17 protein-coding genes and 1 other RNA gene are annotated in these 20111 nt (G+C 64.4%); 4 read left to right on the top strand and 14 right to left on the bottom strand.

All coding sequences use genetic code 11. From position 1 onward, the window contains the following. Nucleotides 1-11: 11 nt before the first annotated feature. Nucleotides 12-1217, bottom strand: coding sequence for a 2,3-bisphosphoglycerate-independent phosphoglycerate mutase (locus EG19_RS04485; protein WP_038048024.1), 1206 nt, complete (start codon nt 1215-1217; stop codon nt 12-14). Nucleotides 1218-1323: 106 nt separating this feature from the next. On the opposite strand from EG19_RS04485, the gene EG19_RS04480 reads away from it, so the two are divergent. After that, nucleotides 1324-2787: a PilT/PilU family type 4a pilus ATPase gene (locus tag EG19_RS04480; RefSeq protein WP_081799911.1), complete on the top strand. Its 1464-nt coding sequence runs from the start codon at nt 1324-1326 to the stop codon at nt 2785-2787. Here EG19_RS04480 and tsaE read toward each other — a convergent pair. Together tsaE and EG19_RS04470 are read right to left on the bottom strand one after the other, a co-directional pair. Continuing rightward, nucleotides 2777-3259 (bottom strand): tRNA (adenosine(37)-N6)-threonylcarbamoyltransferase complex ATPase subunit type 1 TsaE, encoded by a 483-nt coding sequence (gene tsaE, locus EG19_RS04475; protein ID WP_053334889.1) that lies wholly within the window; start codon nt 3257-3259, stop codon nt 2777-2779. The two genes, EG19_RS04480 and tsaE, sit on opposite strands and share 11 nt — an antisense overlap. Further along, nucleotides 3253-4791, bottom strand: coding sequence for a bifunctional ADP-dependent NAD(P)H-hydrate dehydratase/NAD(P)H-hydrate epimerase (locus EG19_RS04470; protein ID WP_038048022.1), 1539 nt, complete (start codon nt 4789-4791; stop codon nt 3253-3255). Before EG19_RS04470 ends, tsaE begins: the two co-directional genes overlap by 7 nt. A gap of 121 nt (nt 4792-4912) precedes the next feature. Here EG19_RS04470 and EG19_RS04465 point away from each other — a divergent pair, with 121 nt between their 5' ends. Further along, nucleotides 4913-6334 (top strand): sodium:proton antiporter, encoded by a 1422-nt coding sequence (locus tag EG19_RS04465; RefSeq protein WP_081799909.1) that lies wholly within the window; start codon nt 4913-4915, stop codon nt 6332-6334. Between the two features lie 7 nt (nt 6335-6341). After that, nucleotides 6342-6899 carry a hypothetical protein gene (locus EG19_RS04460; protein ID WP_038048019.1) on the top strand — a complete coding sequence of 186 codons (558 nt, stop codon included), beginning with the start codon at nt 6342-6344 and terminating at the stop codon, nt 6897-6899. 16 nt (nt 6900-6915) lie between these two features. Here the strand turns inward: EG19_RS04460 and EG19_RS12400 are convergent, their stop codons facing one another. The 11 genes from EG19_RS12400 to hrcA form a co-directional block, all read right to left on the bottom strand. Continuing rightward, entirely contained in the window at nt 6916-8373 is a 1458-nt protein-coding gene (locus EG19_RS12400; protein ID WP_053334888.1) for a pentapeptide repeat-containing protein, read from the bottom strand. Between the two features lie 19 nt (nt 8374-8392). Next, nucleotides 8393-10483, bottom strand: coding sequence for an ATP-dependent DNA helicase RecG (gene recG, locus EG19_RS04445; protein ID WP_038048017.1), 2091 nt, complete (start codon nt 10481-10483; stop codon nt 8393-8395). After that, entirely contained in the window at nt 10480-11271 is a 792-nt protein-coding gene (locus tag EG19_RS13890) for a cyclic nucleotide-binding domain-containing protein (protein WP_053334887.1), read from the bottom strand. The genes recG and EG19_RS13890 overlap by 4 nt, the downstream gene beginning before the upstream one ends. Next, entirely contained in the window at nt 11264-12178 is a 915-nt protein-coding gene (locus EG19_RS04435) for a S66 peptidase family protein (protein WP_081799906.1), read from the bottom strand. The genes EG19_RS13890 and EG19_RS04435 overlap by 8 nt, the downstream gene beginning before the upstream one ends. 79 nt (nt 12179-12257) lie before the next feature. After that, an RNA gene (gene rnpB / locus EG19_RS12405) (RNase P RNA component class A) lies at nt 12258-12732 on the bottom strand. A gap of 76 nt (nt 12733-12808) precedes the next feature. Continuing rightward, nucleotides 12809-13522: an RsmE family RNA methyltransferase gene (locus EG19_RS04430; RefSeq protein ID WP_161685376.1), complete on the bottom strand. Its 714-nt coding sequence runs from the start codon at nt 13520-13522 to the stop codon at nt 12809-12811. Continuing rightward, entirely contained in the window at nt 13519-14367 is an 849-nt protein-coding gene (locus EG19_RS12390; RefSeq protein ID WP_053334884.1) for a 50S ribosomal protein L11 methyltransferase, read from the bottom strand. Before EG19_RS12390 ends, EG19_RS04430 begins: the two co-directional genes overlap by 4 nt. Further along, nucleotides 14364-15473, bottom strand: a complete 1110-nt coding sequence (dnaJ, locus tag EG19_RS04420; RefSeq protein ID WP_038048015.1) for a molecular chaperone DnaJ — start codon at nt 15471-15473, stop codon at nt 14364-14366. The genes EG19_RS12390 and dnaJ overlap by 4 nt, the downstream gene beginning before the upstream one ends. Before the next feature lie 3 nt (nt 15474-15476). After that, entirely contained in the window at nt 15477-17330 is a 1854-nt protein-coding gene (gene dnaK / locus EG19_RS04415) for a molecular chaperone DnaK (protein WP_053334883.1), read from the bottom strand. Continuing rightward, nucleotides 17318-17971 carry a nucleotide exchange factor GrpE gene (gene grpE, locus EG19_RS04410; protein WP_053334882.1) on the bottom strand — a complete coding sequence of 218 codons (654 nt, stop codon included), beginning with the start codon at nt 17969-17971 and terminating at the stop codon, nt 17318-17320. The genes dnaK and grpE overlap by 13 nt, the downstream gene beginning before the upstream one ends. Beyond that, a complete protein-coding gene (gene hrcA, locus EG19_RS04405; protein ID WP_038048013.1) occupies nt 17958-19022 on the bottom strand; it encodes a heat-inducible transcriptional repressor HrcA in 1065 nt (354 codons plus the stop codon). The genes grpE and hrcA overlap by 14 nt, the downstream gene beginning before the upstream one ends. 45 nt (nt 19023-19067) lie before the next feature. Here hrcA and EG19_RS14255 point away from each other — a divergent pair, with 45 nt between their 5' ends. After that, nucleotides 19068-19901 (top strand): Rossmann-like and DUF2520 domain-containing protein, encoded by an 834-nt coding sequence (locus EG19_RS14255; RefSeq protein WP_053334881.1) that lies wholly within the window; start codon nt 19068-19070, stop codon nt 19899-19901. The last annotated feature ends 210 nt before the right edge of the window (nt 19902-20111 follow it).

Here is a 20111-nt window from a genome sequence, read left to right as displayed (position 1 = left end):
GGGAAAACCCCTTACGCCCCGAATTTGGCGAGCTTTCCGGCGCAGGCTAACGCTTCCGCCAAAAGGAAACGCAGGGGCAACCGGCCGAGAGCGCCGGCGATGCAGGCCTTTTCCGAGAACTCCACCACGTCGTCGGCAAAAACCCTGCCCGGAGCCCACAAAAGCGCCGGTACCGGGTGCCAGGAGTGGCTCGCCAAGGCCACCGGCGTGGAGTGGTCGGCGGTCACCACCACCACATCGAACCTTGCAGCTAAAAGCTCCGGGAGCAGCCGATCCATCTCTTCCACCACGGCTTTCTTGCGCTCAAAGTCCCCATCCTCCCCGGCTTTGTCGGTGTACTTCACGTGGACGAAGGCAAAATCGTGGCCTTCCACGTGCCGGGTCAGCACCCGGGGGATGTCCGCCAATCCTTCCGGCGGTTCCACCACCTCCATCCCCACCAACCGGGCCAGGCCCCGGTACATGGGGTAGGTGGCCACGCACAGGGGGCGCAACCGAAACCGCTCCTGCATCGAGGGGATCCTGGGCAGCGAGTCAAAGCCCCGCAAAAGCAAACCCGAAGCCTGCGGCTCCCCGGCCAAAATCCTCTGGGCTTGGCTCACGAACTGGGCCACCAGGGCGGCGGTCCTTTCCGCTTCGGGGACCAGGGCGCGCACCGGCAGCGGCCGCACGCCGGTCTTTTGCGGGTCGGTGTCGGCAATCCTTGGGGAAAGACCTTCGCCCCGGAGGACCAGCACCCCGCGGTGCTCGGATTCGGTTTCCACAAAGACCTGCACGCCGGGCAGCTGAACTTCCCTGAGCTTGGCCACCAGCCGGCGGTTTTCCTCTGTGGGGATGCGGCCGGCCCGGCGATCCACGATGTGGCCCTGGGCGTCCAGGGTGCAGAAGTTGAAGCGGGCAGCCACGTCGCCGGCCTGCAGCGGAAAGTCAATCCCCACCGCCGAGAGCACCCCCCGGCCAATTTCGTACTGGGCGGGGTCGTAGCCAAACAAAGCCAAATGCCCGGGGCCAGAACCGGGGGTAATCCCCGGGCCCACCGGATCGAAGCGGCCGCAACACCCTTCCCGGGCCAGCCGGTCCAGGTTGGGCTTGCGAGCTGCCGAAAGCGGCGTTTGCCCCTGGGCGTTGGGGATATCGCCCAGGCCGTCCATGACCAACAGCAGGATGCGCGAGTCGGTTTGCTGCGCTTGCCGTTCCACCACCTGCATGGGGTCCATGCTTGCCTCCCGAGTCCGTCCGCCGCCCGATTCTAACCGAAGCCCCTTGACCTGGGTTTTAAAAACCGGGCTCCCTGGGCCTCGGGCTTGTGGTAAAGTCAAAGGGATGGAAACCGCGCTGTCCCTGGATGACCTCTTGCGCTTCATGACCAAGAAGGGCGCCTCGGACCTTCACCTGAAGCCCATGCGCCCGCCCATGGTTCGCATTGACGGCAAGCTCATGCCCATTAAATCCCCGCCGCTGAAGCCGGCGGAGGTGGAAAGCATGGTGCTGCCGCTTTTGACCCCGGCGCAAAAGCAAAAGTTCGACGAGCGCCAGTCGGTGGACATCGGCTACGGGGTGCCCGGGGTGGCGCGTTTCAGGTGCAACATCTTCCAGCAGCGCGGCTCCATTGCTGCGGTTTTCCGCCGCATCCCCTTTGAAATCAAAAACTACGACGATCTCAACCTGCCTAAAGTGGTGGCCAGCTTTGCCCAGTACCCGGCGGGGTTGGTGCTCATCACCGGACCCACGGGCTCGGGCAAATCCACGACGCTGGCGGCCATCATTCAGGACATCATTAAAACCCGCCCCTGCCACGTGGTGACCATCGAGGATCCCATTGAGTTTTTGTTTGCGGATCATCTGGCCACGGTTTCCCAGCGGGAGGTAGGCACCGACACCCCCTCCTTCCGGGAAGCCCTGCGCAACGCCATGCGCCAGGACCCCGACGTGATCATGGTGGGGGAAATGCGGGATTTGGAAACCATTGCCACGGTGATCACCGCTGCCGAAACCGGGCATCTGGTGTTTTCCACGCTGCACACCAACTCCGCCAGCCAAACGGTGGACCGCATCATTGACGCCTTCCCCCCTGAGCAGCAGGAGCAGGTGCGCTCGCAGCTAGCCCAGGTGCTGCGGGCGGTGATGTCCATGCAGCTGGTGCCGCGCAAGGACGGGCAGGGTTTGGTGCCGGCGGTGGAGGTGCTTATCAACTCGCCGAAAGTGGCCAAGCACATCGAAGCCGGTGAAATCAAGGAAATCCACGAGGAAATCGAATCGTCCGTGGCTTACTACCGCATGCAGTCCATGAACCAAAGCCTTTTGGCGCTTTTGGTCAATAACGTCATTGATTACCGCGTGGCCATGGAGAAGTCTTTGGACCCCGAAGACCTCTCCTTGAAGCTGCGCAAGATGTTCCCCAACATTGAGGAGAAGTACCGGGAGGAAGGTATGGCGCCGTCGCCCGCTGACTTTGCTGAAATCATGGAGCTCATGGAGGTCAAGAGGCTCTACGAAGAGCAAGAGGAAAGGTGGCGGCAGCGCATGCAGGAAAAGGACGAGCTCATTGCCGACCTGCAGGCGCAAATTACAAGCCTCCGCCAGGAGATGAGCTCCAACACCACGTTAGCTGCCGAGCTGCGCAACCAGCTAGAAGCCCTGCGCGCGGAAAAGGCGCGCATTGAAGCGGAAAACGCGGAAACCATCAAGCGATTGCAGGAACGCATCAAGGAGCTGAACCAGCAAATTGCTTCCCTCGGGGGGCGGGCCACTCCAGATAAGCCAACCACCGGCTTTTTCAAGCGCTAAAGGACGGGCAAGGCACCGTTTCCCACTGGGCTTCCAGCTCCCTCCCCTCCCCTTGCCAGCGCAAACGGAGGTGCAGCACCCGCGGGGCCAAACCCGCAGGGGGCAGGTCGTCCGGCCACTCCACGGCGGTGACCGCCGCCGGGTCATCCAGAAGCTCGTCCAAGCCCAGCTCGTGCCAGGGGCTTTGCTTTTTACCGCGGAGACGGTAAAGGTCCAAGTGGTGCAGCCGGCGAATGCCACCTGGTCCTGCCACCGCGTAGGTTTCCCTGAGGATAAAGGTGGGCGAGCAAACCTCCCCGGGATCCCCACCCAGGCCGCGCACCAGCCCGCGGATAAGCGTGGTTTTTCCGGCTCCCAAGGGACCCTCCAGCAAAAGCAGGTCCCCGGGGCGCAGCTCTGACGCCAAACGCTCCCCCGCAAGCTCGGTGGCCTCGGGGTCCGGGAGGAAAAGCCAACCGCCCGCCGTCACCACACCAGCTCCCGTAGCTCGGCTTCGGCCCTGGGGATCATCCGCGCCACCACCGAGGCCGGCACTGCCCCTGGGAAACGCTTGCCGGCAAGCTCGGCAGCGCGCCCGTGCAAAAACACACCCAGAGCTGCCGCCTGCTTTGCCGGCAACCCCTGCGCCAGGAAAGAGCCAATTAACCCTGTGAGCACATCCCCGGCGCCGCCGCTGGCCAGGCCCGGGGAACCCGTTGGGTTGATCCAAAGGGGGCCTTCGGCTTCCGCCACCAGGGTGTGAAAGCCCTTCAAAACCACCGTGCCACCGCAAAGCTCGGCAGCCTTCCGTGCCCAGGCCGGGCGGTCCTCCTGCACTTGCGCGGAGGTAACTCCCAAAAGCCGCGCCAGCTCCCCGGGGTGTGGGGTTAAAACGGTAGGTGCGGTTCTCCCTTTTAGCTTTTCCAGCTGGCCGGCGAGAAGCGTTAGCGCATCGGCGTCCAAAACCAGCGGCCCCGACCAGAGCTCGAGGATGCGCGAAAGCAAGCGGCGGGGACCCTCGCCCAAGCCCAACCCCGGCCCAACGGCCACCGCCGTGGCCTTGCCTAAGCTTTCCTCGATGCCCTCCCCGCTGACGCTGCCGTCTTCTCCGGTGGGCAAGGGGTCCACCATGGCCTCGGGCACCTGCGCTTGAATGGGGCTCACCGCGTCCACCGCCGTGGCAACGGTTACCAAGCCCGCCCCACCCCTCACCCCGGCTTTGGCTGCCAGCGCAGCCGCCCCGGCTCTCCCTCGCCGCCCAGCCACCAGCAGCAAATGGCCGAAGTGCCCCTTGTGGGCATCGGGGGCGCGGTGGGGAAGGAAATCCGCCACGTCCTGGTCTTCCAGGACAAAGCCGCTGGCCACCTTTTCCACGGCCGCCTGGGGGATGCCAATGTCGGCCACCACCACATCCCCGCAGCAGAGGGCCGCGGGAGAAAGCACGTGCACCCACTTCAGCGCCCCAAAGGTCACCGTGAGGTCGGCTTCCACCGCCGGGCCCAAAAGCACCCCGCTGTTGCCCGAAAGACCCGAGGGGATGTCCACCGCCACCACCTCGCCCTCCACGGTGTTGATGAGCTCCACGACCTGGGCGGGAAGGCCGGAAAGGGCCCGGTCCAAGCCAGTGCCGTAAAGGGCATCCACCACCACTGCGGCCTTCGTCAAAAGCTCCTCCAGCGCCGGTAACCCTTCCTCGGTGAGCACCCGGCGGGGTACCCCAAAACGACCCGCCAGCTCCCACTGCACGGCCGCGTCCTGGGAAAGCTCCCCGGGGTCCGCCACCAGCACCGCTTCCACCAGGCCCCCGCTGGCGTGGCGCTGACGGGCCATGGCCAGGCCGTCGCCGCCGTTGTTGCCCCGCCCGCACAGCACCACCACCAGGTCTGTGCTTTCGCATCGCTCCTCCACCGCCGCGTTCACCGCAGCGGCCGCTTGCTCCATGAGCACCAGGCTGGGCAAACCCAGCTCCTCAATGGTGTGGCGGTCGGCGGCCCGCATCCCCAGGTTATCCACCACCGGAACCATGCTTCCCTCCCCCTTTATCCTGCGCCAAAGCACAACCCTAAGCAAGCGGAAAGAGCTTTGGAAAGACGGACGGGCGGGTGTTAAGCTTTGCATCTCCGCCCTAAGGCGGAGGGAGGTGGGCATGGGGCGAATTGTGGGTTTGGTTGGTGGGTGCCTGTTGTTCTTCCCTGGGGTTCTGGCGGCCGCCGAGGGCGGTGTGGATTTGGGCACGGTGCTGCCCGCCTGGAGCGGCTTGCCCTTTGCGGGAATCTTGCTTTCCATTGCCCTTTTTCCGCTGTTGGCACCCCACTTTTGGCATCACCATTACCCGAAAGTGGCGGCTTTTTGGGCTCTCATCCTGCTGGTGCCGTTTGTAGGCACCTACGGGGCACCGGCCATCCACGAGGTGCTGCACATGGCCATCGTGGACTACATCCCCTTCATCATCCTCATTGGCACGCTTTTCACCATTGGCGGCGGCATTTACGTGCGTGGTTCGCTGCGGGGCACTCCGGCGGTGAACGCCGCCATCATGCTCATTGGCACGGTGCTTGCCTCGTGGATCGGCACCACCGGCGCGGCCATGCTGCTCATTCGCCCGCTTTTGCGCGCCAACAAACACCGCCGGTACCGTTCCCACACGGTGGTTTTCTTTATTTTCCTGGTGGCCAACATTGGCGGCGCATTGACTCCGCTTGGTGACCCACCGCTGTTTTTGGGCTTCCTTCACGGGGTGCCGTTCTTCTGGACGCTCACCATCTGGAAGGAGATGCTTCTGGTGGCCGCCATCGTTTTGGGGACCTACATCGCTCTGGACCGCTACCTTTGGTCGCGGGAAACGCCGGAAGTGCGGGAAAAGCACATGGGTGAAGAAAAGCTCCGCATTGAGGGCTGGCATAACTTCTTCTTTTTGGCCGGGGTCTTGGCTGCGGTCATCGCTTCCGGCGTTCTGCGTCTGGGCGAGGTGAACATCCTTGGGGTTCATCAGCACGTACAGAACTTGCTGCGGGACGCTTTTCTTTTGGCGATGTTTGCTGGCTCTTGGCTCACCACGCCGCGCCAGGTTCGGAAGGAAAACGAGTTCTCCTGGGAACCCATCCGCGAAGTGGCCATCCTTTTTGCCGGCATTTTTGCCACGATCATCCCTGCTCTCGCGATGCTCCGCGCCGGTGAGCACGGGGCTTTAGCCTTCATCATCAAAGCGGTGCAAACGCCGGCTCACTTTTTCTGGGCCGCCGGGAGCCTCTCCTCGTTCTTGGATAACGCCCCCACCTACTTGACCTTCCTCTCCACAGCTTTGGGCCGGCTTTATCCGGGCGTTCCGGAGCGGCAGGCCATCCTCCAGCTCATTTCCGAAAACCACGCCTACCTGCAAGCCATCGCCACCGGAGCGGTGTTCATGGGGGCGAACACCTACATCGGCAACGCTCCCAACTTCATGGTGAAGTCCATTGCCGAAGAGCAAGGGGTGCCCATGCCTTCGTTCTTCGGTTACATCTTCAAGTACACGTTGCCGGTTTTGATCCCCACCTTCATCTTGGCAACGCTGGTGTTCTTCGGGTGAGGTGCTTATGAGCTGGGAACTTTTTGTGGTCAAGGGCGACAAAGAAATCGTACGGGGCTTCGTCCACGGTTTTGTGTGGGGCGCCGGGGACCCCCAGGGCGTTTTTTGCGAAGCCGAGCTCGATTTGGAACGTGAGTCTTTGGCGAGCCTTCTGAAGCTGGGCCCTCACCAGAGGCTTTTGGTGCGGGCTAATCTCGCAAACCGTTTGGCGGAAGCGCTGGAGAAAGCCCACCAGGAGCTGCGGCTGGAGCTTAAAGAGAGGAAAACCATCGTCGAGCTCCTGTTTGAGGCCAGGGCCCGGGTTTTTTCACCCGAACTTGCCGGGCAAATCAAGAAGAGCTTCTTTTCCGAGCTACCACCAGGGGTGGAGGTCCGCAACAAGGAAGAAGAGCAGGCCCAAGACAACGCCGCCAGGGGACCCGAACTTTATGCACCGGTGCACCACTTTGAATACCGCGCGACCTGCACTTTTGCCGGGCCGGTGGAGGCCATTGTGGCCCTGCATCGCCAGCTTGCCGGTCTGGATTTCGTAGAGGTGGGACCCCTCCGTATTGGCGCTCGGTAGCGCTTCGTAGCTAGCGTCACTTCCGGGGCACGCCCGCCCGGCGAAGGATCGGGTCTTTTTCCTCCATTTCCCGCACCAGCTTGACGGTTTCCCGAATGCGCCGCTGGTGCTCCTTCTGGAGGGACTCCTGCCGCTTCCTGCGGGCGGCTACCACGAGACCGGCAAAAAACAGGAGGAAGCGCCAGTAAAAGGCCGAGGCTGGCAACTTGGTCCCCCGCACCCGACAACCCCACAGGTTGGCCCCGGACATCACCGCTTTCGAGAAATCCGCATGGCGGAGGTCCGCCCACTGCATGTGAGCGTGGCGACAGTCAGCCCCCACCAAGCGGGAAAACCGCAAGTCCGCCCGCAAAAGGTCAGCACCGGAAAGGTCCGCCAGCACCAAATCGCAGCCGGAAAGATCGGCGTCGTCCGCCTGCACCCGGGAAAGCCTGGCTTGCCGCAGCTTGGCGCCCCGCAGGGTGGCACCGGATAAAACCGCCTCGTCCAGCACCGCCGCTTCCAGGTCGGCCTCCCTGAGGTCGGCGCCCTCCAGGCGCGCTTGCTCCAAACGCATCTTGCTGAGGGTGAGGCCACGCAGCACCGCCCCGGTGAGCACCGCCCGCACCAGCACCACACCTTCAAGCTTCGGCAAGCGCAGGTCCTGCCCTGCCAGGTTGGAAGCCGCCAGTTGCACCGCGGTGAGTGAGGCGTCTCGCAGGTTGGCCTTGCGCAGGTCGCACGCCTGCATGTCGCAGGCGGTGATGCGAGCCCCCTGCAAATCGGCCTCCAGCCACGAGCTCTTGTTGGCGTCGCACTTTTCCAGCAGGGCCCCGGTAAGCTCAGCGCCCAGGAAGCTGGCCTCCCGCAGGGTGGCTTCGCGAAACACCGCTCCTTCCAGATTGGCGCGGTTGAAGTTGGCCCGCACGCCGTAAAACCCCACAAAGCTTGCGCCGGCAAGACGAAGACCGGAAAAATCCACACCCTCCGCCCACGCCTTGTCCAGGCAAGCGCCGCTTAAGTCCGCCTCCTCCAGGGAAGCCCCCCGCAAGGTGGCGCCGGCCAGGTTGGCTTTGACGAGCTTGGCCCCCCGCAACACCGCCCCTTCCAGGTTGGCCTGGGAAAGGTCGGCCTCGGAAAGGTCGGCACCGGAAAAGTCGGTGCCCCGGAAGCTGGCCTGCCGGAAGGTGGCCCGGCGGAGGCAGCACTGGCGCAGGGCGATGAGGTCCAAGCGCACGCCGGTGAAATCCACCCCTTCCAGGTTGGCCCCTTCCAGCAGGGCGCCGTCCACCACCGAAAGGCTCAGGTTGGCGCCGCTGAGGTTGGCACCCCGGAGATCGGCGTTGCGCAACACCGCCCGGGAAAGGTCCCGGCCGCTTAAATCCTGCCCCCGCAGGTCGGCACCGGTGAGGTCGGGAACGATACGGGGGTTTTGCTTGCGAAACGCTTCCCAGGAAGCGGAAAGCAGGAGGTTTACGTGTTCCGTATTCGCCACGGGCAAATTGTAGCGAACTTTACGCCGGTGGGATCTCCTGTCCCAGGGAGGGGGGAAGCAGCAGCCCCCGCTCCAGCTCCTGCTGTCGGCCCTGGGAAAAGAGCGTCCGCACCAGGCGACGGGCCAGCTCCAGCTCCTGCTGATGGACAAAGAAGCTGGCCGCCCGAAACTCCGGTCGCCCCCACTGGCGCAGGCCGGTAAACTCCCCGGGCCCGCGCAAGCGGAAGTCCTCCTCGGCCACCGCAAAACCATCGTTGGTGGCAGCGAAAAACTCCAGCCGCTTACGGGCCTCTGGGCTGACGTTTTCACCCAAAAGCAAAACGCAAAAAGAACGCCTTCGCCCCCGGCCCACCCGCCCGCGGAGCTGGTGGAGCTGGGCCAGGCCAAAACGCTCGGGGTTTTCAATGACCATGAGGCTGGCTTCCGGCACATCCACGCCCACTTCAATGACGGTGGTGGCAAAAAGCACGGAAACCTCGCCGGCGGCAAAGGCCCGCATCACCCGATCGCGGTCGGCCGCGGCCATGCGGCCATGCACCGTGCCGCAGGGGATTTCCGGCAGCAACCGCTTGAGGGCGCGTTCGTGGGCCTTGAGGGCTTTCAGGGAAAGGGCCTCGGACTCCTCAATCACCGGGAAAACCCAGTACACCCGCCCCCCTTCCGCCACTTCCCTGCGGATGAAGTCCAAAAGGCGCGGCAGCGCGTCCCGCTCCCGGATGACCGTGCGCACCGGCTTCCGGCCAGGGGGCAGCTCATCCAGGACCGAGACCTCCAGGTCCCCGTAAAGGCTCAAGGCCAAAGAGCGGGGAATGGGCGTGGCGGTCATCACCAACAGGTGTGGGGAGGCCCCCTTTTCCACCAGCTTCTGCCGCTGGCTGGTGCCAAAGCGGTGCTGCTCGTCCACCACCGCCATGCCCAGGCGCGGGAAAGCCACCGTTTCCTCCAGCAACGCATGGGTCCCCACCACCAGCGCCGGCTGGCCCTGGGCCAAAACCTCCCGCACCTCCGCCTTTTCAGCCGCGAACATGGAACCGGTGAGCACCAGCACGGGAAAGGGGGTGGGCGAAAAGAGCCGGGAAAGCGTGGCAAAGTGCTGCTGGGCCAGCACCTCGGTGGGGGCCAAAAAGGCCACCTGGTACCCCGAGGCCAACACCACCAGGCAAGCCAAGGCCGCCACCACGGTTTTGCCGGAGCCCACGTCCCCCTGCAGCAGCCGCGCCATGGGCGTGGGCTTTTGCAGGTCGGCCACGATTTCCGCCACCGCCCGCTTTTGCGCGGCCGTCAGGGGAAAGGGCAGCATGGCCCGGGCCCAGGCCCGCTCCCGATCGCTCACCTGGCAAACCGGGGCGGGGATTCGCTCCCGGGCGGCGCGAGTTTTTTCCAAAACCAGGGCCAAACCCGCAAACTCCTCCAGCGCCAGGCGACGGTGAAAGGGGGAGGTGCGCCGGGCCAGCTCCTGCCACAGGCGGGTCGCCTCGTCTTGCCCACCGGTGAGCTCGGGGAAGTGAACCCGGGCGAAGGCCTGGGCCAGCGGCGGGTATCCCGGGGGAAGCACCTCGTCCAGAAGCGACGGCCCAATATCCACCCGCTGCAGGATCCTGGCCGCCAGACTGCGCAGGAACCGGCCTCCCAGCGGACCCAAACGGCGGTATACCGGCACCACCCGTCCCAGGTGCAGGGGCTCTTTGTCCTCCTCCACCTCCCACTCCGGGGAAACCAGCTGCAAACCCCAGCCGCTTTTGGCCAGGCGAACCGTGCCGTAAAGCCACAGGCGGGTTCCGGGTTTGAGGCTTTTGGCCACGTAGGGCTGGTTAAACCACACCACCGGAATGGCGCCGGTGTGGTCCTGGACCAGCGCCTCCACCAGATGGAGGTTGCGGGTGCGGGCCCTTCGCTCCCGCACATCGCAAACCTCCCCCACCACCGTAACCGCCACATCGGGGACCGTCAGGCTCCCGATGGGTGTGGGGTTGGAGCGGTCTTCGTAGCGGTAGGGGAGGTACCAAAGCACATCGGCCACCGTAAAAAGCCCGTGTTGCCGGAGCTGTCGGGCGCGGGCCGGGCCGATGCCCGGAAGGCTTACAAGCTCGCTGGTAAGTGAAAGGCTCATGCCGCCGGCGGGCGGGGGTTGGCCAAGATGCGCACCTGCAGCAGCACGTTCCCCACCTGCACCCAATCCGCCTCCATCACCTTGTAGGGCTTGTGGGTTTCCAACCGCAGCGTGTTGAGAAACGTCCCGTTTGTATGGGGGTTTATCTCCACCAGATAAAGCCCATCGTTTTCGGCTCTGATAACCGCATGACGACGGGAAACGGAAGCCTGAGGGTCAAGGCTGGAGAGGTCCACATCCGGCGTCACCCCGGTCACCGAGTCGTGCCGTCCAATGGTGGTTTCCCCCACCGGCCGCAGCGGGAAGAATCGCCCGGAGGGCTCGTGCACCAGCACCGCCCACCCTTCAATCCCCTGACTGGCGGGCAACGGCGGCAAAAACGAGCTGGCCGGCGTGCGGGTGAGCTTGGCCAAGCGCTCGGTGGTTTCCCGCAAACGGGCGGAAAGGCGCTCCAAAAGCCCCAAGGCCGCCTTTTGGTTTTTTAAAAACTCCAAAAGCTCGGCCTTCCCCAGGCGCAAAACCTCCACCTCGGTTACGGCCTGGGCGGTGGCCGAGCGCTGGGGGTAGTCCTCTAGCACCGCCATTTCCCCGAAGAAATCGCCCTTTTTGAGCTTGGCCAGCTCCTCCTCAGCGCCAGCCACGGTGCGGGAAATGCGCACCGTTCCCGAAAAGATGATGAACATCTCGTAGCCGGGGTCGCCTTCTTTAAAAATCGTCGCCCCTGCCGGAAAGCGCTCGAGCTTTGCCTTCAAAGGTTCGGAAAGCTGCGTGGGTTTGACCTTAAGCACAGGCACCCTCCATGGTGAGCACACCTTTTTCGGTATCTAAAACCACCCCAACCCCCAGCGGGAAGGCCAGGTTGCGGCGCACGTGGCCGAAGGGCAAATCCACGACCACCGGGCAGCCCTCGGGAACCACTTCCAGCAAACGCCGGTGCCAGGCCTCGCGGAAACTTGCTTCCCCGCGTCCGCAGCGGGCCATCTTCCCCACCACCACCGCTGCCACCCGTTCCCACCTGCCGGCTAACGCCAGCTGCGTGAGCATGCGGTCCAGCCGGTACCCCGGCTCCTCCACGTCCTCCAACGCCACCACCGCCCCTTCCCAGGGGGGCTCGAAAGGTGTTCCCACCAGCGAGGCTAAGAGCGAAAGGTTGCCCCCCATGAGGAAGCCCCTGGCCACACCGGCGCGGAGGACTTTTTGTTGCGAAAAACGGAAGAGCACCGAAGGGACCTGGCCCTGCAGAAAGCCCAAGACCCGCGCGGTGGCCTCCGCTGAACGACCCAGCGAGGTAATCATAGGGCCGTGAAGGGTAGCGTAAGGAAGCCTTTCAAGCGCTGCGGCGTGGAGGGCGGTGATGTCTGAATAGCCAATGAGAAAACCGCCCCAGCCGGCCAGCACGTCCCACGGGATGGCAGGCAACAAGCGCATAACCCCGTAGCCACCCCGCACCGCCCACAGCGCTTTGCAGCCTGAGTCCAGAAGCTCGGAAAGCCCCCCAAGCCTTTCCCCGTCGCTTCCCGCCAGGTAGCCGGTTTTGGTGCCCACGTTGGCGGCCAGCTTCACCATAAAACCGGCGCGGCGCAACACCTCCACCCCCCGCTCCACCTCCTCCCACCGGGGAGCGCTGGCGGGCGCCCATACCCCGATCCCATCGCCGGGGACCAGAGGCGGAGGCAACGGCTTACTCAGGTTCACGCCGGCATTGTACCGTGAGTCCCTGGGCCGGACGGGACCAGCGCCAGAACACCACGAAGAGGCAAGAAAAAACGGCGTCGGGGAGGGCTGTAAGCCGAATTCTGTCGAGGGCACCCATTCCTCTGGGCTGGCAGTTACCTGCCAGCTCAAGCGGCCTACCCGGGGACCCGGCGCTTTTGGCGCCACCGGGGGTGGGGCCCGTTGGTCCCCCTATTTGGCCTTGCTCCGCACGGGGTTTGCCATGCCCCGGCCGTCACCGGCCGAGCGGTGGGCTCTTACCCCACCTTTTCACCCTTACCCCGCACCACTTCCCCAAGGGACGGCGGCCTCGCAGGTTTTGGCCCAGGAGGCCTTCCCTGGCGTGGTGGCCCCTTTTGGGGAAGTGGTGCGGGGCGGTATGTTTTCTGTGGCACTTTCCCTCGCGTTACCGCGGCTGGGCGTTACCCAGCGTGCTCCCACCTGGAGTTCGGACTTTCCTCCCAGCACCAACTTGACCATGCTTGGCCTAAAGCGTAGCCGGTTGCAATTTCGGCTTTGTGCCGCTGCCCTGCCCCGGCGAAACATCGTCAAGTTGGTGCTGGGCGGGCGCCTACCCTCCCCGACACCAATTCCTAAGGTAACGCCTCCCCGCTACTTTGTCCACCAACCCAGGGCCGACTGCACGAGCACCAGAGCGCTCATGGCTGCGGTTTCCGCACGCAAGGTACGGGGCCCCAGGTACACGCGGGAAAAGCCCGCTTCGACAATGGCCGCGCGCTCTTGCTCACTAAAGCCCCCTTCCGGACCCACCAGCACCACAACCCCTTCCGCATCGGCGGGGCCCAGGCGAGATACCGCTTGCCCTGCAAAATCCGCCACGAGCTTTAACCCCCGGGCTTCCGCCAGGAAGCTGCCCAGAGGCTGCGGGGCCCGCACCTGGGGGGCCAGCGAGCGCCCGCACTGGGCCACCGCAGCGCAGGCCACCCGTTGCCAGCGGGCCACCCTTTTTTCGTGGTTGCGGCCCTGCACCCTCTCCGTGAGCACCGGCACCACCGCCGTGGCCCCCAGCTCCGTGGCCTTTTCCACCGCCCAGTCGAAGGCTTGGGTATGGAGCACAGCTAAAGCCAAGGTGAGCGGCAGCGGAGGTTCCCCCCGTCCGCTCACCAGCTCAAAAACCTCCACCCAGCAGGAGCCATCGGGGTTCCAGCGGGAAAGCTTTCCCACGGCGATACGCCCGGCCAGGTCCAAAAGCTCCACCGGTTCCCCCGGGAGCACCCGGTTGACCCGGGCGTGGTGGGCCACACTGCGGGGAACCAGGGTTTCCCCCACAGCTAAAGAAGCCCCAGGGAGAACCAGCCGGGTCACCGCGGTGAGGCCACCACCGCCGCCCACTCCCCCAGCTGCTTTTCCCCCACCAGCGCAAAGCCGCTGGCCGCCAGCTCCCCTGCCACCGCTTCCTTCTGGCTCACCAGAAGACCGGAAAGGAAAAGCGTTCCCCCGGGGTGTACGAGCCGACGCAGGCGGGGCAAAAGCGGCACAAACTGCTCCACCAGCATGTTGGCCAGGATCAAATCAAAAGCCGGTCGCGGGGCCAAAGCCCGGCTGGGCCCAGCAAAAAGTGCCACCGGCCATTGCGGATGAAGATGGGCGGTTTCGCAAGCCACGAAAACCGCATCGGCGTCCACATCGAACCCCAAAACCCAGCGGGCTCCCAGGGCCCTGGCCGCCAACGCCAAAACCCCCGAACCGGTGCCCACGTCTAAAACCCGCGCCCCTACCGGCGGACGATCCTCCAACAGCAGCAGCATGAGCTGGGTGGACTCGTGGCTGCCAGTGCCAAAGGCCTGGCGGGGCTCGATGAGCAGGTGGATGCACCCCGCCGGGGGCGGGGTTGGGGTGTCGGGGTGGGGGTCAATCCAGAAGCGGTGGCCCACCCGGAAGGGGCGGGCCAGCTGCCGGTACTCGCCAATCCAGTCCAGGTCCGGCTGTGTGCCTTCCGCCAAATCCAGAGCACCGAAGCTCTTCAGGGCACCTTTCAGTTGCGGAAGCAGGGCCCGGGCCTGGTTTTGCAAAAACACCGTCACTTCCACCTCGGCGTTTACCTCCCGCACCTCGCAGCCCAGGACCGGCCAGGGGGTAAGCAGCTCCGGCAGGCTCTCCTCCTGGTGCTTGGGCAAACGGAAGGAAAGCGTCAAGAAGTGCTCCCTCACCCGTTGCCCTCCAGGAAATCCCGCACCTTGCGGAACACCGAGCTTTCCTTGCTCTGGTCTTCGGCCAGAAGCTGCCGCAGCAGCTCCCGCTGCTTTCCGGAAAGTTTCTTCGGCACCACCACCTTGAGGTGCACCACCAGGTCGCCCCGTCCCCCTCTGCCCACCCGCGGCAAGCCTTCCCCCCGCAGGATCACCGTGTCACCCGGCTGGGACCCCTCGGGGAGACGCACCGTTTGCGTCCCGGAAAGCGTGGGGACCTCGATTTCCCCACCCAGAGCGGCAAGGAAGGCAGAAACCTCCACTTCCACGTGGATGTCCGCACCCTGACGCACAAACACGTCGTGGGGTTCCACCTGAATTTGCACGTAAAGGTCCCCGGGCGGGCCTCCCCTCACCCCCTCCTCCCCCTGGCCCACCAACCGCAGGCGGGTGCCGTTTTCCACGCCGGCGGGAATGGAAAACCGCACCTCCCGCCGCCGTTCCACCCGCCCGCTGCCGTTGCATTCCCGGCAGGGTGAGGTGATCACCCGCCCGCTGCCGTCGCACTGGGGGCAGGTCCTCACCAGGGAGAAGAAGCCCTGGTTCAGGCGCACCTGCCCCCGCCCGCCGCAAACCCGGCAGGTCACCGGCTGACTCCCCGGGGCGGCCCCGGTTCCACCGCAGGTGGAGCAGTTTTCCTCCCGCGGGACGTGCAGCACCTTTTCCACGCCCGAGGCCATTTCCTCAAAGGAAATCCGCACCACGGTGCGGAGGTCTGCGCCCCGCTGGGGACCGGAAGAGGACCGGCGCCCGAAGATCCCCTCAAAGCCAAAGAAGCTGCCGAGGATGTCGGCAAAGTCTGCGAAGATATCGGGAGAAAAGCCGGTGAAGGGCTGCTCACCAACCCCGGCGTGGCCAAAGCGATCGTAATGGGCCCGCTTTTCCGGGTCGGAAAGCACCGCGTAGGCTTCGGCCGCTTCTTTGAACTTTTCCTCCGCCTCCTTGTTGCCGGGGTTCCGGTCGGGGTGGTATTTGAGCGCCAGTTGGCGGTAAGCCTTTTTGATTTCCTCCTGGGTGGCGTTGCGGCTCACCCCCAAGACCTCGTAGTAGTCCCGCTTGGCCGCCATACCCTAGCTTTCCTCCGAGCTGGACCCGGAAAGTCCGGAAAGCAGCCTGGTGGGATCCGCCATCATGAGATGGGTAAACCAACGGGAGACCTCTTGCATAGCAGCAATGGCTTCCTGGATGGCCGCCTTGTCTTCGGAAGCCAGCACCCGCTTGGCCCGTTGCAAGGTTTCCTGGGCTTCCTTGCGCTTGTCCGGCTCCAGGGCGTCGCCAAACTGCTTGAACACCTTTTCGCTGTTGTACACCAGGCCCTCCAAGCGGTTGCGCAGCAGGCGGATTTCCTTGCGTTCCTGGTCCTGGCGGCGGAAACGGTCGGCTTCCGCAATCATGCGGTCAATTTCCTCCCGGCTCAAACCCCCGGCCGGGTTCACGCGGATGGACTGCTCCTTACCGGAAGCCACATCCCGCGCCGTCACCTGCACGATGCCGTTGGAGTCAATGGCAAAGGTCACCTCGATTTGCGGCACCCCCCGGGGCGCCGGGGGAATGCCCACCAGCTCGAACTTGCCCAGGGAGCGGTTTTCCGCCGCCAGCTCCCGTTCCCCCTGCAAAACGTGGATTTCCACCGCCCTTTGGTTGTCGGCCACGGTGGTGAAAATTTGCGTGGCACGGGTGGGGATGGTGGAGTTACGCTCGATGAGCTTGGTGAAAAGCCCGCCACGAGTTTCGATCCCCAGAGACAGCGGCGTCACATCCAAAAGCACCAGGTCCTTAACTTCTCCTTGAATGATGCCGGCTTGAATGGCCGCCCCCACAGCCACGACCTCATCGGGGTTGATATCCCGGCACGGCTCACGGCGGAAAAACTCAGCAACCGTCCGGGTCACCAAGGGCATGCGGGTTTGTCCTCCCACCAAGATGACCTGATTGATTTGCTCGGGACTCACCCTGGCAGCTTCCAGCGCATTGCGACAGGGCTCGAGGGTCTTAAGCACCAAATCGCGCACCAGGTCTTCCAGCTGTTCGCGGGTGAGCGAGTAGTTGAGGTGCAGCGCCTTGGAGCCCGCCTGGGCAATGAACGGCAAGGAAATGGTGGCCACCTCTGCCGAAGAAAGCTGGCATTTGGCCTGCTCCGCCGCTTCCTTGAGCCGCTGCATGGCCATGGGATCCGAGGACAAATCCACACCGGTTTCCTTTTTGAAGTGGTCCAAAAGCAGCTCGATGATGCGGGCGTCAAAGTCCTCACCCCCCAGGAAGGTATCACCGGAGGTGGACTTGACCTCGTAAAGCCCCTCGCCAATTTCCAGAATCGAAATATCGAAGGTGCCGCCGCCCAAATCGTAAACGGCCACCAGCTCGGTGCCGCCTCCGCGGCCAAAACCGTAGGCGAGAGCGGCGGCCGTGGGCTCGTTGATGATGCGCAGCACGTTAAGGCCCGCCAACGTGCCGGCGTCCTTGGTGGCCTGCCGCTGGGCATCGTCGAAATAAGCCGGAACCGTGATGATGGCCTCGGTAATTTGCGTCTCCAGAGCTTGCTCGGAAAACTCCTTGATTTCCCGCAGGATGAAGGAAAAAATTTCCTGGGGAGAAAAGGTCTTTCCGCCAATGCTCACGTACGCATCGCCGTTGGGTGCCTCTACGATGGCGTAGGGCACCAGCTCCCGCGCCCGGTGCACTTCCGGGGAATTGAACTTTCGGCCCATCAGGCGCTTGACCGCGTAGACCGTGTTTTTGGCGTTGGTCACCGCTTGCCGACGGGCAATTTGCCCCACCAAAAGCTCACCGTCCGCCGCCAGCGCCACCACCGAGGGGGTGGTGCGGGCCCCTTCGCGGTTGGGGATCACCACCGGGCGGGCCCCTTCTACCACCGCCGCGCACGAGTTGGTGGTACCAAGGTCAATGCCAATCACGGCGCCCATGGGTCACCTCGGCTCCCGTCGGCTTCTCCTGAGCCCGGCTCTTCGCTTCCCTCTGAGCTTTCGCCCTTTTTGGGGACACCCACCACCACCAGCGCGGGACGCAGGAGCTTGCCGCGAAGCGTATAGCCTTTCTGCAAAACCTCCAACACCTGATCGCACTGCAGGTCCTCCCGCTCCTGGCGGGCAATGGCCTCATGGTACCGGGGGTCAAAAGCCTCCGCCAGCGGGTTCAGCTCCACCAAACCGTAGCGGGTGAGGACGTCCTTAAGCTGGCGCAGCACCAGCTCCACGCCGGCGCGGATCCCCGAACCGTCCCCTTCCGGAACCGCCAGCGCCCTTTCCAGGTTGTCCAAGACCGGCAGCACATCGCGCACCAGATCGGCGTGGGCCGCCGCGCGAAAGTCCTCCACTTCCTTTTCCTTGCGCTTGCGGAAGTTTTCAAAATCGGCCAGCTTGCGCAGGTAAAGCTCGCGAAAGCGGTTCAGCTCGTCCTGGAGTCGCGCCAGCTCCTCCTGCAGGGCTTGGTCCACACTCTCCCCGGCAACCTCGGCAGCTTCTTCTGGAGGTGATTCCTCCGCCGGAGACGAGGCCTCGCCCTCGTCTTGCACCTCCTGGATGCCCTTTTCCTCATGCTCGTTCATACTGGTAAAGCCTCCTCATACCCATGGCCGTGATGAACCGACCCACAAAATCCACAATGGGCACAATGCGTGGGTAGTCCATCCGCTTAAAGCCCACCACCCCCACCAAACCCTCTTCCCCGCTTTCCAAGTGGAACGAGGTCACGATCAGCGAGAGCTTACCTTCAGCGTCAAAAGAAAGCTCCGGTCCAAAGATCACCCGTGGCCCGGGGGCTTCCAGGTAGGCGTCCAAAAGCTGGAGCAGCGACGCCTTATCTGCCAGGGCGCGGAAGAAATCCCGCACCGCCACCAGCTCCTTGGGGCCCGCTTTGGCCAGAAGGTGCTCGGTGCCGTGGGTAAAAAGCTCGCCGCCGGTTTCCAGCTCACCTTCCAGGGCCTTTTGGGTCAACGCCAAAACCCCGGCCAGAAGCGCGTCCCCCCGCGCCCGCTCTTCCGCCACCACCCCCTGCAGCCTAGTCCGCACCTCCGAAAGCCGCAAACCGCGAAACTCCTGGGTGCAGTAGTTGGAAATGCGCTCCAGGTCCTCGGGGGTGTACTCCCGGTCGGTGGGCAAAAGCCGGGAGTCCACCAGCCCACCCTGGGTGACCACAACCGCCATCACCCGATCCCGGGAAACCCTTACAAAGTGCATGGCCTCCAGGGCAGCTTCCCGCGGTGCCGGCGCCGCCGCCAGGCCCACCTCCGCCGTGGTTTCCGCCAAAACCCCACTCACCCGCTGCAAAAGCTCGTCCAGCGAGCCTTCCCGGGGAAGACGAGCGGCGAGGATTTGCGCTTCCCCTTCCGGCAGCGCCGCCTCCTGGGCCAGGGTCTCCACGTAAACCTTGAGCGCCCGGTCGGTGGGGATGCGGCCGGCCGAGGGGTGGGGCTGGACCAGCAGCCCCTTTTCTTCCAGGGCCGCCATGATGTTGCGAAGCGAGGCCGAGGACAGGCCGGTGCGGGAAACCTGGGCCAGCACCCCCGAAGCCACAGGCTCTCCGCTCTGGAGGTAGAGCGAGACTACCTCACAAACGATCAAGCGCTCCCGAGCGGAAAGTTCCCCACGGTCCCCCATAGCCGTTCCTGCCGCGTATCAAGTTTACCTTATCATGAACAAGCTATGGAACCTTGGCTCATTGTGGGAGCAGGGCGGCTGGGATTGCAGCTGGCGCGGGGCCTTTCTCAACGCGACGTGCCGTTAGCTGGCATCCTTTGCCGTTCTCCGGAAAGCCGTGCCAACGCGGGAAAGGTGCTCCCGGAACAACTTCTGCTTGATGCCGACGATCCGCTCCCGGTGGTCGCGCGGGTGCTTCTGGCCGTTCGCGACCGCGAAATAGAAGAAACCGCCCGGGCGCTGGCGCCGGGGCTGGCATCCCAAGCGGTGATCCTCCACTGCTCGGGCGCGCTGGGCCCCGCCGTGCTGGAGCCCCTGGCCCAGGGCGGATTCGCCACGGGGGTGTTCCACCCGATGCTGGCCTTCCCTCACCCCCTGGAGCCGCCGGTGGATTTCCGGGGCGCGGTGGTCACCCTCGCTGGCCACCCGGTGGCGGTGGCGGCCGCCCGCGAGCTGGCCCAAGCCCTGGGGATGCTGCCGGTAGAGGTCAGTAACCTGACATGGCCCCTGTACCATGCCGCCGCTGCCCTGGCCGGGCCACTGGTCTACGCCCTTTTGCAGGCCGCCCGGGAAGAGCTGCAACGGGCCGGTTTTCCTGCGGAAAAAGCACCTCAGGCCGTGGCCAACCTTGCCAAAACTGCGGCCGAGCACGCCCACCGCGCGGGGGGTTGGGGTTTTCTCACCGGGCCCCTGGTACGCGGGGATTGGGAAACCGTTCGTGCCCACCGCAGCGCTTTGCAGCCTGAGGTGCGGGCCATGTACGACGCCATCACCGCCTTTACCCGCGCCCGTCTCGGCAGAGAGTTGCCTCTGGAAGAAGGAGAACGCGAGGATGAGTAAGCGCTTTTCGAAAACCGCAGGCGGCACTCAACGGGCGATGGCCAGCCGGAGTTTTTTCGGAAAAGCCGCCGCGGAGCGGCGGCCCCACACCGTGAAAACACGTGGGACCTGCGCAAAAAATGTGGGACCCGCGCTCCGTCGCGGGTCGCTTCTTTTCTTAGCCGGCGCGGAGCGGCGGCCCCACACACAGAAAGCGAGCATCCGGCTTTG

This window comes from Thermoanaerobaculum aquaticum (genome assembly GCF_000687145.1).
GTDB lineage: Bacteria > Acidobacteriota > Thermoanaerobaculia > Thermoanaerobaculales > Thermoanaerobaculaceae > Thermoanaerobaculum > Thermoanaerobaculum aquaticum.
This window is presented reverse-complemented; position numbering and strand designations above follow the sequence as displayed.

What these genes read in the sequence shown, in the direction of transcription:
- EG19_RS04485 (WP_038048024.1), bottom strand. Translation starts at nt 1,217, where the DNA reads ATGGACCCCATGCAGGTGGTGGAACGGCAAGCGCAGCAAACCGACTCG.
- EG19_RS04480 (WP_081799911.1), top strand. Translation starts at nt 1,324, where the DNA reads ATGGAAACCGCGCTGTCCCTGGATGACCTCTTGCGCTTCATGACCAAG.
- EG19_RS04470 (WP_038048022.1), bottom strand. Translation starts at nt 4,791, where the DNA reads ATGGTTCCGGTGGTGGATAACCTGGGGATGCGGGCCGCCGACCGCCAC.
- EG19_RS04465 (WP_081799909.1), top strand. Translation starts at nt 4,913, where the DNA reads ATGGGGCGAATTGTGGGTTTGGTTGGTGGGTGCCTGTTGTTCTTCCCT.
- EG19_RS04460 (WP_038048019.1), top strand. Translation starts at nt 6,342, where the DNA reads ATGAGCTGGGAACTTTTTGTGGTCAAGGGCGACAAAGAAATCGTACGG.
- recG (WP_038048017.1), bottom strand. Translation starts at nt 10,483, where the DNA reads ATGAGCCTTTCACTTACCAGCGAGCTTGTAAGCCTTCCGGGCATCGGC.
- dnaJ (WP_038048015.1), bottom strand. Translation starts at nt 15,473, where the DNA reads ATGGCGGCCAAGCGGGACTACTACGAGGTCTTGGGGGTGAGCCGCAAC.
- dnaK (WP_053334883.1), bottom strand. Translation starts at nt 17,330, where the DNA reads ATGGGCGCCGTGATTGGCATTGACCTTGGTACCACCAACTCGTGCGCG.
- grpE (WP_053334882.1), bottom strand. Translation starts at nt 17,971, where the DNA reads ATGAACGAGCATGAGGAAAAGGGCATCCAGGAGGTGCAAGACGAGGGC.
- hrcA (WP_038048013.1), bottom strand. Translation starts at nt 19,022, where the DNA reads ATGGGGGACCGTGGGGAACTTTCCGCTCGGGAGCGCTTGATCGTTTGT.
- EG19_RS14255 (WP_053334881.1), top strand. Translation starts at nt 19,068, where the DNA reads ATGGAACCTTGGCTCATTGTGGGAGCAGGGCGGCTGGGATTGCAGCTG.